Source organism: Bradyrhizobium sp. USDA 4503 (genome assembly GCF_054055815.1).
Map to the genome: position 1 here is coordinate 3409376 of NZ_JBSRXS010000001.1, position 13004 is coordinate 3422379.

General features: G+C 64.9%; 13 protein-coding genes. 9 read left to right on the forward strand and 4 right to left on the reverse strand.

Features of this window, described 5'->3' with window-relative positions:
• Window positions 1–191: 191 nt before the first annotated feature.
• The gene (locus ACVMIH_RS16690) at window positions 192–1574 is read right to left on the reverse strand and encodes a Spy/CpxP family protein refolding chaperone (RefSeq protein WP_456862524.1); all 1383 of its coding nucleotides are present in this window, start codon (window positions 1572–1574) and stop codon (window positions 192–194) included.
• Between the two features lie 136 nt (window positions 1575–1710).
• Window positions 1711–3135, reverse strand: coding sequence for an FAD-binding oxidoreductase (locus ACVMIH_RS16695; RefSeq protein ID WP_316393758.1), 1425 nt, complete (start codon window positions 3133–3135; stop codon window positions 1711–1713).
• Window positions 3136–3295: 160 nt separating this feature from the next.
• Here ACVMIH_RS16695 and ACVMIH_RS16700 point away from each other — a divergent pair, with 160 nt between their 5' ends.
• A complete protein-coding gene (locus ACVMIH_RS16700; RefSeq protein ID WP_028332516.1) occupies window positions 3296–3784 on the forward strand; it encodes a thioesterase family protein in 489 nt (162 codons plus the stop codon).
• A gap of 42 nt (window positions 3785–3826) precedes the next feature.
• Here ACVMIH_RS16700 and ACVMIH_RS16705 read toward each other — a convergent pair whose 3' ends face one another.
• Entirely contained in the window at window positions 3827–4000 is a 174-nt protein-coding gene (locus ACVMIH_RS16705; protein WP_016846258.1) for a DUF1328 domain-containing protein, read from the reverse strand.
• Between the two features lie 27 nt (window positions 4001–4027).
• On the opposite strand from ACVMIH_RS16705, the gene ACVMIH_RS16710 reads away from it, so the two are divergent.
• From ACVMIH_RS16710 to ACVMIH_RS16735, 6 genes are all read left to right on the forward strand, one after another.
• Window positions 4028–4297 carry a hypothetical protein gene (locus ACVMIH_RS16710; RefSeq protein WP_057015018.1) on the forward strand — a complete coding sequence of 90 codons (270 nt, stop codon included), beginning with the start codon at window positions 4028–4030 and terminating at the stop codon, window positions 4295–4297.
• On the forward strand, window positions 4294–6885 hold the full coding sequence (locus ACVMIH_RS16715) for an ATP-dependent helicase (protein WP_456862526.1): 2592 nt from the start codon (window positions 4294–4296) through the stop codon (window positions 6883–6885). Before ACVMIH_RS16710 ends, ACVMIH_RS16715 begins: the two co-directional genes overlap by 4 nt.
• 90 nt (window positions 6886–6975) lie before the next feature.
• Window positions 6976–7389 carry a hypothetical protein gene (locus tag ACVMIH_RS16720; protein WP_057015016.1) on the forward strand — a complete coding sequence of 138 codons (414 nt, stop codon included), beginning with the start codon at window positions 6976–6978 and terminating at the stop codon, window positions 7387–7389.
• Complete coding sequence (locus tag ACVMIH_RS16725; protein ID WP_076824165.1) at window positions 7386–8078, forward strand: OmpA family protein; 693 nt, start codon at window positions 7386–7388, stop codon at window positions 8076–8078. The genes ACVMIH_RS16720 and ACVMIH_RS16725 overlap by 4 nt, the downstream gene beginning before the upstream one ends.
• 448 nt (window positions 8079–8526) lie before the next feature.
• Window positions 8527–9450 (forward strand): ABC transporter ATP-binding protein, encoded by a 924-nt coding sequence (locus ACVMIH_RS16730; protein WP_018273008.1) that lies wholly within the window; start codon window positions 8527–8529, stop codon window positions 9448–9450.
• On the forward strand, window positions 9447–10208 hold the full coding sequence (locus tag ACVMIH_RS16735) for an ABC transporter permease (RefSeq protein ID WP_028342160.1): 762 nt from the start codon (window positions 9447–9449) through the stop codon (window positions 10206–10208). The genes ACVMIH_RS16730 and ACVMIH_RS16735 overlap by 4 nt, the downstream gene beginning before the upstream one ends.
• 131 nt (window positions 10209–10339) lie before the next feature.
• On the opposite strand, the gene ACVMIH_RS16740 is transcribed toward ACVMIH_RS16735, so the two are convergent.
• Complete coding sequence (locus ACVMIH_RS16740) at window positions 10340–10669, reverse strand: hypothetical protein (RefSeq protein WP_018273009.1); 330 nt, start codon at window positions 10667–10669, stop codon at window positions 10340–10342.
• 302 nt (window positions 10670–10971) lie between these two features.
• Here ACVMIH_RS16740 and ACVMIH_RS16745 point away from each other — a divergent pair, with 302 nt between their 5' ends.
• Both ACVMIH_RS16745 and ACVMIH_RS16750 read left to right on the forward strand, forming a co-directional pair.
• Window positions 10972–11766, forward strand: coding sequence for a L,D-transpeptidase (locus ACVMIH_RS16745; protein WP_316393745.1), 795 nt, complete (start codon window positions 10972–10974; stop codon window positions 11764–11766).
• A 316-nt stretch (window positions 11767–12082) separates the two neighbouring features.
• Window positions 12083–12931, forward strand: coding sequence for an alpha/beta fold hydrolase (locus ACVMIH_RS16750; RefSeq protein ID WP_456862529.1), 849 nt, complete (start codon window positions 12083–12085; stop codon window positions 12929–12931).
• Window positions 12932–13004 lie beyond the last annotated feature (73 nt).

Here is a 13004-nt window from a genome sequence, read left to right on the forward strand (position 1 = left end):
CCTGTGAACCGCAGAGTCGACTCGGTGCCGAGCAAGAGGTGCACACTATGGCCCGGCGGCCACACCCGCGGCCGATCCGCGCGCGAATTGATGTCGAACTCATGGAATAAAGCCCGTTTCGGTTCTGATTGCGTCAGGGCCGAGGCTGCGGGGATTTCGCTCGCCGCGTTTTCACGCGAACCGCCGAGGCTCTAAGCCGATCGTTTCGGCCCGATCGCCTCGAACTGCGCCTTTTGCTCATCGCTGAGCGTGGCGTAGAAATTTTCGAGCGCGGCGCGGACATCCTTGACCGCCTGCAGCATGACGTCGAGCCGCCTGGCGACGAAGGCAAGACGTGCGGGCGGGGTCATCGCCTCATTGGTCTGGCACGCGGCCTTCAGCTTCCGCGCGGCGTCGGCGCTGGCATCCTGCAGCGCCTGGAGCGCACCGCGCTGGGCGTCGCTGAGCTGCAGCCGCGCCTCGATCTCGCCGGTCGGCCATTCCTGCATCGCCGGCTGTGCGGCGCCGCAGCTCTGGGCGACCGTCGCGCTCGGATCACGGGCCGCGGCTTCCTTGCGCTGGTTCTCGGCAAGCGCGTTGAGCCGCGCTTTCTGCTCGTCATCGAGCAGGCCGTAGAATTTCTCCAGCGGAGGCTTCACGATTCCGACCGCGGTGACCATCGCTTCGATCCGTTGCTGCATGGCGGCGAGCCGATTCGGCGCCGTCAACACCACCTGCGCGGGACATGCCGCGCGAATGACCTGGGCAGCCGCGAGCGACGAGTTGCCGAGTTCGCCGAGCGCCACCGATTGCGCTTCGGTCGGCTGCACCGTATCCGCGATCTGATCTACCGGCAGGCCGGCGACCGAACGGCTATCATTGCCGCACATCTGCTCGATGCGCCCGCCGCCGCGGTAACGGCGGCCCGTCCGGCGCTCCGGCAGATAGGCCCTGAGATCGTCATACCCATAGGGCCCGAAGATGCCGGCATAGATGTCCGGATAGCCGTAGCCCCAGAATCCGATGTCGTCGCCCCAGATCGCGTAGTCGTAGATGTCGTTGTACGCGAACGGCCAGAACAGCGGGCCGACCCAGCCATAGCCGCCGCCGGGATGCTGCCACCAGCCGTTGGCCACCGCCCCGCCGTGCCAGCCGGCGAGCGCCGCAGCCGCGGCGATCTGCGCACGCGCCGCAGGGTTGCTCAACAGCCGGCCGTTGCGCAATGCGCCGTTGCGCGACAGCGAGTTGAACGCATTGCGCATATGGCCTGGTGCGATCGCGGCATTGCGCATCCGGCCGAAATTGCCGCCCCCGCGCGATGCGAAGGCGCCATGGCCGGCGAAGCCTGATCGCGAGATCCCGTGCGAGCGGCCGAACCCGCCATGATGGCCGCCGCCGAAATGCATGTGGCCGAAGCCATGCCCGCCGCGTCCATGGCCACCACCGTGGCCATGGCCACCGCCATGTCCTCCATGGCCGCCACCATGCCCACCGCCATGGCCGCCGCCGTGTCCGCCGCCGCCTCGGGCGATCGCGTCACCCGATAGCGCCATCGCAAGCACCACGACCGCAATTCCGATTGCCCGTCCGATCATGGCGTCCTCCCTCCGCGCACCACACACGTCGCGGCAACACAGCGCAGCACAAGAGAGACGCCGGGCGGGCGGAAAAGTTCCGCGTATAACACGCGCCGCGCGCGGGCTCGCGAACGCTGCGCGGCGTGACGACGCCTCAGGCGGCCGGGACGATCTTTCCGGGATTGAAGATGTTTTGCGGGTCGAGTGCCTGCTTCAGCGCCCGCATCGCGTCGAGCGCCTCCGGACCGAGCTCGGCCTGCAAGTATTTCTGCTTGCCCTGGCCGATGCCGTGCTCGCCGGTGCAGGTGCCGCCCATGGCCTGGGCACGCTCGACCAGGCGGTGCATGAACTCCTCGCCGCGCGCCATCTCGCCCTTGTCGTTGACGTCGCAGAGCAGCGAGCAGTGGAAATTGCCGTCGCCGACATGGCCGACGATCGGCGACAGCAGGTTGAGCCGCTGCAGATCCTCCTCGGTCTCGGTGACGCAGTCGGCGAGCCGCGAGATCGGCACGCAGACGTCGGTCGCGACCACGCCGATGCCGTCGCCGGGGCGCAGCGCCTTTACCGACCAGTAGGCGTCGTGCCGGGCCTGCCACAGCTTGGTGCGGTCTTCAGGCTTGGTGGTCCAGGTGAAGTCGCCGCCGCCGCATTCGGCGGCGATGTCGCGGAAATTCTTCGACTGCTCGGCAACCTCGACCTCGCTGCCGTGGAATTCCAGCAGCAGCAGCGGCGTCTCCGGCAGCGACAGCTTCGAGTAGCTGTTGCAGGCTTTCACCTGCGCGGCATTGAGCAGCTCGATCCGGGCGACCGGAATGCCGGTCTGGATCGCAAGGATCGTGGCCTGGCAGGCGCCACGCACCGTGTCGAACGAACAGGCCGCCGCCGCGATGGTGTCGGGAATGCCGCGCAGGCGGATGGTCAGTTCGGAGATGATCCCGAGCGTGCCCTCGGCGCCGACGAACAGATGCGTCAGGTCGTAACCGGCCGACGACTTCTTGGCGCGCGTGCCTGTCGTGATGATCTCGCCGTCGCCGCGCACCACCTTCAGCGCCAGCACGTTCTCGCGCATGGTGCCATAGCGCACCGCGTTGGTGCCAGAGGCGCGGGTCGAGGTCATGCCGCCGAGCGAGGCATCGGCGCCGGGATCGATCGGAAAGAACAGGCCCTGGTCGCGCAGATGCTCGTTGAGCGCCTTCCGCGTCACGCCGGGCTGGATCACGCAGTCGAGGTCCTCGGCATGGACCTCGAGCACCTTGTTCATGTCGCGAAGATCGATGCAGATGCCGCCCGCGGGCGCGTTGACCTGACCCTCGAGCGAGGTTCCGGTACCGAAGGCGATGACCGGTACGCGATTGGCGGCGCAGATTCGCACCACGTCCTGGATGTCGGCGGTTTCCTGCGCCATCACGACGGCGTCCGGCGGCTGGGTCGGCAGCCATGTGGTGGTATGGGCGTGCTGCTCGCGCACCGCCTGCGACGTGACGAGCCGGTTGCCGAACCGCGCCGCCAGCGCGTCGATCGCGCGCTTCAGGGCCTGCGGATCAGGTCGCGTCACATTGCCCGAAATCGTTGTCGCCACGTCAAATTTCCTCCCACCTTTAGCCGACCGTGGCAAAGCTTGTATAAGGGGTCAAGAGAGCCTGACTTGAAAAAGTGGACGCCGGAGTCACAGAAAAGCTCATGCTCGAACGCCAACGAACCGGGGACGGATCATGACTTCAGCGACTGCCACCAGCGAGATGCCGCTTCCATCGGCCCCGTTCAGATCCTCGGTGATGCAGATCGAGCCGCAATGGATCGACTACAACGGCCATCTCAACATGGCCTACTACAACGTGATGTTCGACCGCGCCATCGACGAGATGTGGCTGCAGCTCGGCATCGGGCCGGACTACATGAAGGCGCGGCACTGCTCGACCTTCACCGCCGAGTGCCACGTCCGCTATCTCCGCGAGATTCATCTCGGCGATCCCGTGCAGGTCCAGGTCTACCTGCTCGGCGCCGACGAGAAGCGGCTGCACACGTTCGAGGAGCTGCGCCATGCCACCGAAGGCTGGCTCTCCGCGACCTCGGAAAATCTCACGCTGCACATCGACATGGAGGCGCGCAAGGTAGCGCCGTTTCCGCCCGATATCCGCGCCCGCGCGCAAGCGATCGTGGACAGCTATGTGGGCGTATCGCGTCCCGAGGGCATCGGCCGCAACGTGGCGATGCCCTCGGCGAAATAACTTGCCGTTTTCAAGCGAAGCGGCCGCCGGTTCGCGGCCTCGCTAGACCCTTGTGCGGCCGCGTACCAATCCGACCACCGCCGACACCAGAAACAGGATGACGGCGATGAAGAAGATCGCCTTGGCGATTTCGACGGAGGCGCCGGCGATGCCGCCAAAGCCCAAAATGCCCGCGATCAGGGCGATGACCAGGAACGTGACGACCCAGCTCAGCATGATCAAAACTCCGCTTCGTTTTCCCTGTTGTTGCTCGGCGCGAACCTCTGCCCGGCGCCGCACCTGTTGAAACAATCCGGCGGGGAAATGCTGGTTCCTGAGCATGAAACCGCGAAATTTTCGCCGATTTCCGGAACCGCGATTGACTGCGGGCTGCTGCCAAAAGCGTTCCTGTCGATCGCGATAAAACCTGTCAAAACGGCCGATCAGGCCCTATATGGCCTTCAATCCCTGTTAAGAAGGCTCCCCTTCACCATCCTGCGGTGCCATCGTGGGGCCGAGACGATTCGCCAATGACCGAGCCGAGCAAATTGCCCCATCACGGCGTTCCCGAGCACCAGCCGGCGGCTGGCGGCATCGCCGCGCGTGCGCGGGCGGCGGCCGGTCCGCAATATCTGAACGGCCTCAATCCGGAGCAGCGCGAGGCGGTCGAGACGCTCGACGGTCCGGTGCTGGTGCTTGCCGGCGCCGGCACCGGCAAGACACGCGTCCTGACCACGCGCATCGCGCATATCCTGAGCCAGGGCCGCGCGCGGCCGCATGAGATCCTGTCGGTGACCTTCACCAACAAGGCGGCGCGCGAGATGAAGCTGCGGCTCGGCCAGATGCTCGGCCAGGCGGTCGAGGGCATGCCGTGGCTCGGCACCTTCCACTCGATCGGCGGCCGCATCCTGCGCATCCATGCCGAGCTGGTGCAGCTCAAATCCAACTTCACGGTGCTCGACGTCGACGACCAGGTGCGGCTGCTGAAGCAATTGCTGCAGGCCGAGAACATCGACGACAAGCGCTGGCCAGCGCGGATGCTGGCCGGCCTGATCGACGGCTGGAAGAATCGCGGCCTGTCGCCATCGCAGGTGCCGGCGGGCGAAGCCGCCTCGTTCGGCAACGGCAAGGGCGGCAAGATCTACGCGACCTATCAGGAGCGGTTAAAGATCCTCAACGCGGCCGATTTCGGCGACCTGCTGCTCGAGAACATCAGGCTGTTCCGCGAAAATCCAGACGTGCTGCGGCAGTACCAGAGCCGCTTCAAGTTCATCCTGGTCGACGAATATCAGGACACCAACGTCGCGCAGTATCTGTGGCTGCGCCTGCTGTCGCAGGCACCGTCGCGGCCGGGCCAGCCGCTCTCGGCGGTGATCCCGGGCGAGCTTACCTCGCCCCGCTTGCGGGGAGAGGTCGGCGCGCAAGGCGCGCCGGGTGAGGGGGACTCTCCGCGGACTGAGCTCGAGGATAGAGCCCCTCACCCCAACCCTCTCCCCGTGAAGGACGGGGAGAGGGAGCAGACCGTTCTCAAGAACATCTGCTGCGTCGGCGACGACGACCAGTCGATCTATGGCTGGCGCGGCGCCGAAGTCGACAACATCCTGCGCTTCGAGCACGATTTCCCCGGCGCCAAGGTCATCCGCCTCGAGCGCAATTACCGCTCCACCGGCCACATCCTGGCCGCGGCCTCGCATCTGATCGCGCATAATGAAGGCCGGCTCGGCAAGACGCTGCGCACCGAGGATGTCGACGGCGAGAAAGTCACCGTCACCGGCTCCTGGGATTCGGAAGAGGAAGCGCGCGCGATCGGCGAGGAGCTCGAGGAACTGCAGCGCGCGGGCGAAAACCTCAACGACGTCGCCATCCTGGTGCGCGCCTCGTTCCAGATGCGCGAGTTCGAGGACCGCTTCGTCACGCTCGGCCTGCCCTACCGCGTGATCGGCGGGCCGCGCTTCTATGAGCGCGCCGAAATCCGCGATGCGCTGGCCTACTTGCGCACCATCAATTCACCCGCCGACGATCTCGCCTTCGAGCGCATCGTCAACGTGCCCAAGCGGGGGCTCGGCGACGCCACCGTGCAGCTGCTGCACGACCATGCCCGCAAGCGCCGCATTCCGCTGTTCGAGGCGGCGCGCGCCGTGGTTGAGACCGACGAGCTGAAGCCGAAGGCGCGCAGCTCCTTGCGCGATCTCGTCATGCAGTTCGACCGCTGGCGCGCCCAGCGCGAGGTCACCTCGCACACCGAGCTCGCCGAGATCGTGCTCGACGAGAGCGGCTACACCGAGATGTGGCAGAAGGACCGCTCGGCTGATGCCGCGGGCCGGCTGGAGAACCTCAAGGAGCTGGTGCGTTCGATGGAGGAATTCGAGAACCTGCAAGGATTTCTCGAACATATCTCGCTGGTGATGGACCGCGACGGCGAGGCCGGCGACGAGGCGGTGTCGCTGATGACGCTGCATTCGGCCAAGGGCTTGGAATTCGACAACGTGTTCCTGCCGGGCTGGGAGGAAGGCCTGTTTCCGAGCCAGCGCACGCTGGACGAACAGGGCCGCGCCGGGCTCGAGGAGGAGCGCCGCCTCGCCCATGTCGGGCTGACCCGGGCGCGCCGCCGCGCCAAGATCTATTTCGCCACCAACCGCCGCGTCCATGGCACCTGGTCGACCACGATCCCCTCGCGCTTCCTCGACGAGCTGCCGGCGCACAATGTCGAAATCACCGAATCCAAGGGCGGATCGGGCTGGGGCGGCAGCGGCGGCTATGGCGCCTCGCGCTTCGACAACCTCGAATCATTCGGCTCGAGCTATTCGACCCCGGGCTGGCAGCGCGCCCAGGCCAACCGCAACCGCGGCGGCGGGGGCCGTAGCGGCAGCGGCTTCGAGGAGCGGCAATCCTCCTTTTCCTCCGAAAGCTTCAGTCGCACCAAGCGCGGCCCTGTCGTGATCGAGGGCGAGCTGGTGGCGAAGTCCACCGGCACAACGTCGGATTTTTCGCTGGACGACCGGGTATTTCACCAGAAATTCGGCTACGGCCATGTGGTGAAGATCGACGGCAACAAGCTGACCATCGCCTTCGAAAAGGCCGGCGAGAAGAAGGTGGTCGACAGCTTTGTGCAACGGGTGTGACATAGCGACCTTTCTTTGGCGACCTTCTTTGGCGGTCTTCTCTGTTGGTAGCCCTTGACCCCAGTTGATTTCATGGGTTGAGATGGATCCATGGTCCGGGGGAGGTTTTTCCTTTTTGTCATCGCGCTCACCGCGCCGTCGCTGGCGGTCGCGGAGACGATGAGCTTTGGCGATTCGGCAGCCCAGCTCGCCAAGGCCTGCGGCGCAGACATCACCGCGAACTGCCGCGGCGTCAATCTCGACTCCAACCGCCTCAAGGAATGCCTGTCGCGCAACCGCGACGTGATCTCGCCGCAGTGCAAGGAGAGCTACTTCTCCACCCTCGATGCGATCCAGAAGCGGATCGCGGCGCGCGTCACCGTTGCGAATGCCTGCACCCGCGAGATCGTCAAGGTCTGCGGCGGCTCGACCAAGGAGACCAGCAAGTCGGTGCCCTGCCTCGTCAGCGCCAAGGGCCTCAGCCGCAATTGCACCCAGGCGATCAATGACGCGGGGTATCAATGATGCGGCTGTCGAGGCGAGGCTTGCGCGATCCTGGCCTTTTGGCCCTGCTGGGCACGCTGGCTTTGCTGGCGATGTCGATTGCGCCAGCGCCGGCGCAGACCGCCATCACACGCGACGACGTCATCGCCAAGCTCAATCATTTTGAGACAGATGCCGAGGTCGATGTCCCTGCGCTGCGCCAGCAGGTGGCCGAACGATCGAAGTCGCGATCGAAGAACGAGCCACCGCCCTCGAAGCGGCCGCCGATCGCTCCCGACCTGACCAAGCTGCCGACGTTTAACGTCGACATCGCGTTCGACGTCGACACGCCCATCGTGCTGCCGGAGTCGTATCAGACGGTCGGGCGGATCGCCGATGCGCTGACGCACTCCTCGCTGCTGCCCTACACCTTCCTGATCGTCGGCCACATCGAATCGACCGGACGACGCGAGAACAATGTGCTGCTGAGCCAGCGGCGCGCCGACGCGATCCGCGACATCCTGGTCAACACCTTCAAGATCACCGCGAAGCGCTTGCAGTCGGTCGGGCTCGGCGAGGAGCAGTTGCTCGACCCGACCAAACCCAACGCGCCGGTCAACAACCAGGTGCAGATCATGCTGGTCGCGAAGGTCGCCGACAGCGCGCCGCCCGCGCACCCTGCCCCGACGGCCGCCGCCAAGAAGCCGGCGAAATCAGCCAAGAAGCACTGATTGGATTGAATATCGGGGCGTGGGAACTGCGTCCCCCTCCCGCCCGTATACGATGTCCCCGGGGCGAGCGGCGCCTCCACGATTTCGGAATAATAGAAGATTACCGCTGATTTGCCCGACGGGTCAAGTTGCAATATGCGCCGCCGGCCGCCGGCTCCTTTGCATGGGGTTGTTTTCGATATTTTGGTAGTGCGCCCCTGAGGCGGCAGGCTATCAGCCTCGTTCGAGCCCGGCCTCGATACGTGGACACGTGAGTTGCAGAGGCCGCAAGCGCCGTATGCAATGGCCCTGCCCGCAAGCGGGAGCGGTGCACGCTGCAGAATAAATTTCTCCCTCGCCGACCGATTGCAGAACGGACCGTGCGTTCCTATCTGGGCTGAACCCGCATCACGCGCCTGCCCGGGCCCCAATCCGCGCGCGCCCCCTCCCTCACGCTCACCGACTCTCCATGTCGCCGATCATCTCCGTATCCAATCTTTCGAAAACCTATGGCTCCGGCTTCAAGGCGCTGAAGGGCATCAATCTCGATATCGTCAAAGGCGAGATCTTCGCGCTGCTCGGGCCGAACGGCGCCGGCAAGACCACGCTGATCAGCATCATCTGCGGCATCGCCAATCCGAGCGAGGGCCGCATCACGATCGGCGGGCACGACATCATCGCCGACTATCGCGCGGCGCGGTCGATGATTGGGCTGGTTCCGCAGGAACTGCACACCGACGCGTTCGAGTCGGTGTGGGCGACCGTCAGCTTCAGCCGCGGCCTGTTCGGCAAGCCGAAGAACCCCGCCCATATCGAGAAGGTGCTGCGCGACCTGTCGCTATGGGACAAGAAGGACGACAAGATCATCACGCTGTCCGGGGGCATGAAGCGCCGCGTGATGATCGCCAAGGCGCTGTCGCACGAGCCGCAGATCCTGTTCCTCGACGAGCCGACCGCCGGCGTCGACGTCGAATTGCGCAAGGGCATGTGGGAGGTGGTCCGCACGCTGCAGGCTTCCGGCGTCACCATTATCCTGACCACGCACTACATCGAGGAAGCCGAGGAGATGGCCGACCGCATCGGCGTCATCAACAAGGGCGAGATCATCCTGATCGAGGACAAGGCGACCTTGATGCAGAAGCTCGGCAAGAAGGAGCTGACCCTGCAGTTGCAGAACAAGCTCGAGGCCATTCCCGATGTTCTGTCTGCCTACAATCTCGAATTGTCCGACGACGGCCGCACCGTGACCTACGACTACGATACCAAAGGCGACCGCACCGGCATCACCAGCCTGCTCAACGATCTCCGCAATGCCGGCATCCGCATCTCGGACCTCGATACCAAACAAAGCTCCCTCGAAGACATCTTCGTCAGCCTCGTGAGGGCGCCATGAACTACCGCGCAATCCGGGCCATCTACCTGTTCGAAATGGCGCGCACCTGGCGCACGCTGCTGCAGAGCATCGTCTCGCCCGTGGTGTCGACCTCGCTGTACTTTGTGGTGTTCGGCGCCGCGATCGGCTCGCGCATCACCGAGGTCGAGGGCGTCAGCTACGGCACCTTCATCGTGCCGGGGCTCGTGATGCTGTCGGTGCTGACCCAGAGCATCTCCAACGCCTCGTTCGGCATCTACTTCCCGAAATTCGTCGGCACGATCTACGAGATCCTGTCGGCGCCGATCTCCTATTTCGAGATCGTCATCGGCTATGTCGGCGCCGCCGCCACCAAGTCGATCATCCTCGGCCTGATCATCCTGGCGACGGCCGGGCTTTTCGTACCCTTGCATATCCAGCATCCGGTGTGGATGCTGACGTTCCTGGTGCTGACGGCGGTCACCTTCAGCCTGTTCGGCTTCATCATCGGCATCTGGGCCGATGGCTTCGAGAAGCTGCAGATGATCCCGATGCTGGTGGTGACACCGCTGACCTTCCTCGGCGGCAGCTTCTATTCGGTGAACATGCTGCCGTCGGGCTGGCGCACCATCACCCTGCTCAATCCCGTGGTCTATCTGATCTCCGGCTTCCGCTGGAGCTTCTACGAGATCGCCGATGTCAGCGTGCCGCTGAGCCTCGGCATGACCGTGGGATTCCTCGTGGCCTGCATGGCCATCGTGGCGTGGATCTTCAGGACCGGCTACCGGCTGAAGAACTGACTTGCAAGCAAGTCATTCCGGGGCGCGCCTTAGCGCGAACCTCAGATGCGCAATTGCGCATCGGGGAATCTCACGCCGTCACTTCGAGATTCCGGGTTCATGCTTCGCATGCCCCGGAATGACAATCCCAATCAATAGCAGTGGAAATGGCCGTGGCGGTAATAGCCGCGGCAGCGGTGGCCACGGCGGTAACCGCGATCCGGGATGCCGAACACGCCCTTGACCGCGCCCATGGCGCCACCAACGCCGGCGCCGACAGCACCGCCAACCACGCCGCCCACTGGGCCGGCGACCCGGTTGCCCTCATAGGCGCCCTCGTGGGCGCCGCGGACGATGCCTTGGGCATGGCCGGCGTGGGGGACTGCGACCAGCGTCAAAGCGAGGGCTGCGGCCGCAAGCAGGAGCCGCGCGGAGAGGCCGGCTGGGACGACGGCCGCGGTCTTCACCTTGGTGTTGTTCATCTGGATTCCTTGATGCGCGGCGCGAACGCGCCGCCGGGCGGGGATTTGTTAAACGCTCATGCGGCCAAATGGTTGCGTGTCGGAGACCAATCGGGCCGTGGTCGCGGCCTGCTCGCGAAAAAGTCAGCTCGCCGTGACAGGCAAGCCCGGCTTCGGCCTTGTTTGCGCCGCGCACGGGATTAACCATGGCGATTGATCACGGCCTTGGCCCGCCACTGGAACCAAGTTCGGATTCCGTGCATATTGATTGCCGGGGACGGAGAGCCGCGGCTTCGCGAGCAGGCCTGGAGGCCAAAGGTAAAATGCGTTCGTTCCTCATTGCGTTCACGTCCGTGATGCTCTTCACCGCCGGTGCCGCACAGGCCAAAGTCGATATCACCATCGACAAGGACAACCAGCAGATGACCGTCGCGGTCGATGGCGTCGCGCGCTATCACTGGCCGGTCTCGACCGGCATCCCGTCGCGCGAAACGCCGAACGGCAGCTTCCGCGCCTTCCGCATGGAAGAGGATCACTACTCCAAGGAATTCGACGACGCGCCGATGCCGCACTCGATTTTCTTCACCAAGATCGGGCACGCGATTCACGGCACCGACTCGGTGAGCCGCCTCGGCTCGCCGGCCTCGCATGGCTGCGTGCGGCTGTCGCGCGACAACGCAACCACGCTTTACTCCCTGGTCCAGAAGGAAGGCGTGCTCAACACCACCGTGACGCTGACCGGCTCGTCGCAGGTCGCGCTGGCGCGCAATCCGCGTGGACGCAACGGCACCGCCGTCGCCCGCCGCGCACCGCAGCAATATGACGAGCAGTACGGCACCGCCGCCGCCGGCGACCCGGTCGTGCTGACGCCGCAGCCGCGCGACTATCCGGCGCAGGTCCGCACCGACGACGGCTACATCTATCCAGCCGACGGCAGCTCGACCGATCGCCGCTATCCGGCACCGCCGTCAAGCCGCCGTGTCTACGACGCGCAGGCCTATGGCCAGCAGCAGCAGTATTACGGCAATCAGGGCTACGCACCGGCGCCGCAGGGCTACTACCAGCCGCGCCCCGCCTATCAGTCGCGCGGCTTCTACGGCAACACCTATCAGGACTAGAGCGTTTTCGATCGAAGTGGACGCCGGTTCGCGTGAAGAAAACGCGTCAAGAAAATCTGCCGCACGCTCTTGATCCGTGACGGCGCCGCAGGCAGGGCGCCGTCAGTTCACGCTCCCCTCACCCGCTTGTGACCGTCGCAAAGAGCGCCCGTCATCGTGCGCCGTGGCCCGTCGTCGCGTCGTCATCTGATTGTAAAACTAGCCCGATATTCGGCGGCACAAGCGCCCGCCTGGCCCCTGGAGGCCGATTCATGCGGCATGCCCGATGAAATCAGGGCGAGAAGCGCGGGTCACGTAGGCTAGATCAGAGGTCGACATGAAACGGGGCATCATTGTCCTTTGCCTGTGCATCGTGGCGATGGCCGCTTATTTCACGACGGACAGATGGGCCATCCGTCACACGACGCTGACGTTCCACGACGTTCTGCGCGACGACCGCGACGTCACGGTCGAGGTCGCGGTGCGCCGCGACCGGCAAATGCAGGCAATGGCCGAGATGATCGAGCTGCCGGTCGCGATCCTGAGCCACGGCAACACCGTCAAGAACACCGAGTACTCGTTCCTCACCAATTTGTTCGCGTCGCGCGGATACCTCGTGATCAGCATTCAGCATGATCTCGACACCGACGCGCCGATGGTTACCAAGGTCGGCGAGGAATATGTCGGCCGCCGCATGCAGTACAATCGCGGCGTCTTCAACATCATGTATGCGATCGACGAGCTGAAGAAGCTCTACCCGAACGCAAACTATCGCCAGCTGACGTTGATCGGCCATTCCAACGGCGGCGACATCTCGATGTTCTTCGCCAAGCAGCACCCCGACCTGGTCAAGAAGGTCGTCACGCTGGACAATCTGCGCGTCCCCTTCATCACCGACGGCAAGATCAAGATCCTCTCGTTCCGCTCCAGGGATCCGGTGTTCAAGGCCGATCCCGGCGTCGTGCCCGACGACGAGACCTGTGCGAGACTCGGCATCAAGGTGGTCAGAACCGAATTCCAGCACAACGATCTCAGCGACCGCGGCCCGGACAGCGCGAAATCGTCGATCCAGGCCGGCGTGGAGCGATTCCTCGACGAGGATGCCGGCGAGAGCACGCCGACGATGCCGCTGCTCGCCGCCTCGACGCCCGCCTCCGCGAGTGCGGCGCCGCCAGAGAACAAATAGTCGCGTCGCGCTGAAGGCGAGTTCGCGCTCTCCGGTGCTGTCGGACAGCTCTCCGTTCCGATTGGATCGGAAC

Coding starts and splice junctions, on each gene's coding strand:
- ACVMIH_RS16740 (WP_018273009.1), bottom strand. CDS start 10,669: ATGAACAACACCAAGGTGAAGACCGCGGCCGTCGTCCCAGCCGGCCTC.
- ACVMIH_RS16750 (WP_456862529.1), top strand. CDS start 12,083: ATGAAACGGGGCATCATTGTCCTTTGCCTGTGCATCGTGGCGATGGCC.
- ACVMIH_RS16745 (WP_316393745.1), top strand. CDS start 10,972: ATGCGTTCGTTCCTCATTGCGTTCACGTCCGTGATGCTCTTCACCGCC.
- ACVMIH_RS16720 (WP_057015016.1), top strand. CDS start 6,976: ATGGTCCGGGGGAGGTTTTTCCTTTTTGTCATCGCGCTCACCGCGCCG.
- ACVMIH_RS16700 (WP_028332516.1), top strand. CDS start 3,296: ATGCCGCTTCCATCGGCCCCGTTCAGATCCTCGGTGATGCAGATCGAG.
- ACVMIH_RS16715 (WP_456862526.1), top strand. CDS start 4,294: ATGACCGAGCCGAGCAAATTGCCCCATCACGGCGTTCCCGAGCACCAG.
- ACVMIH_RS16725 (WP_076824165.1), top strand. CDS start 7,386: ATGATGCGGCTGTCGAGGCGAGGCTTGCGCGATCCTGGCCTTTTGGCC.
- ACVMIH_RS16705 (WP_016846258.1), bottom strand. CDS start 4,000: ATGCTGAGCTGGGTCGTCACGTTCCTGGTCATCGCCCTGATCGCGGGC.
- ACVMIH_RS16730 (WP_018273008.1), top strand. CDS start 8,527: ATGTCGCCGATCATCTCCGTATCCAATCTTTCGAAAACCTATGGCTCC.
- ACVMIH_RS16690 (WP_456862524.1), bottom strand. CDS start 1,574: ATGATCGGACGGGCAATCGGAATTGCGGTCGTGGTGCTTGCGATGGCG.
- ACVMIH_RS16735 (WP_028342160.1), top strand. CDS start 9,447: ATGAACTACCGCGCAATCCGGGCCATCTACCTGTTCGAAATGGCGCGC.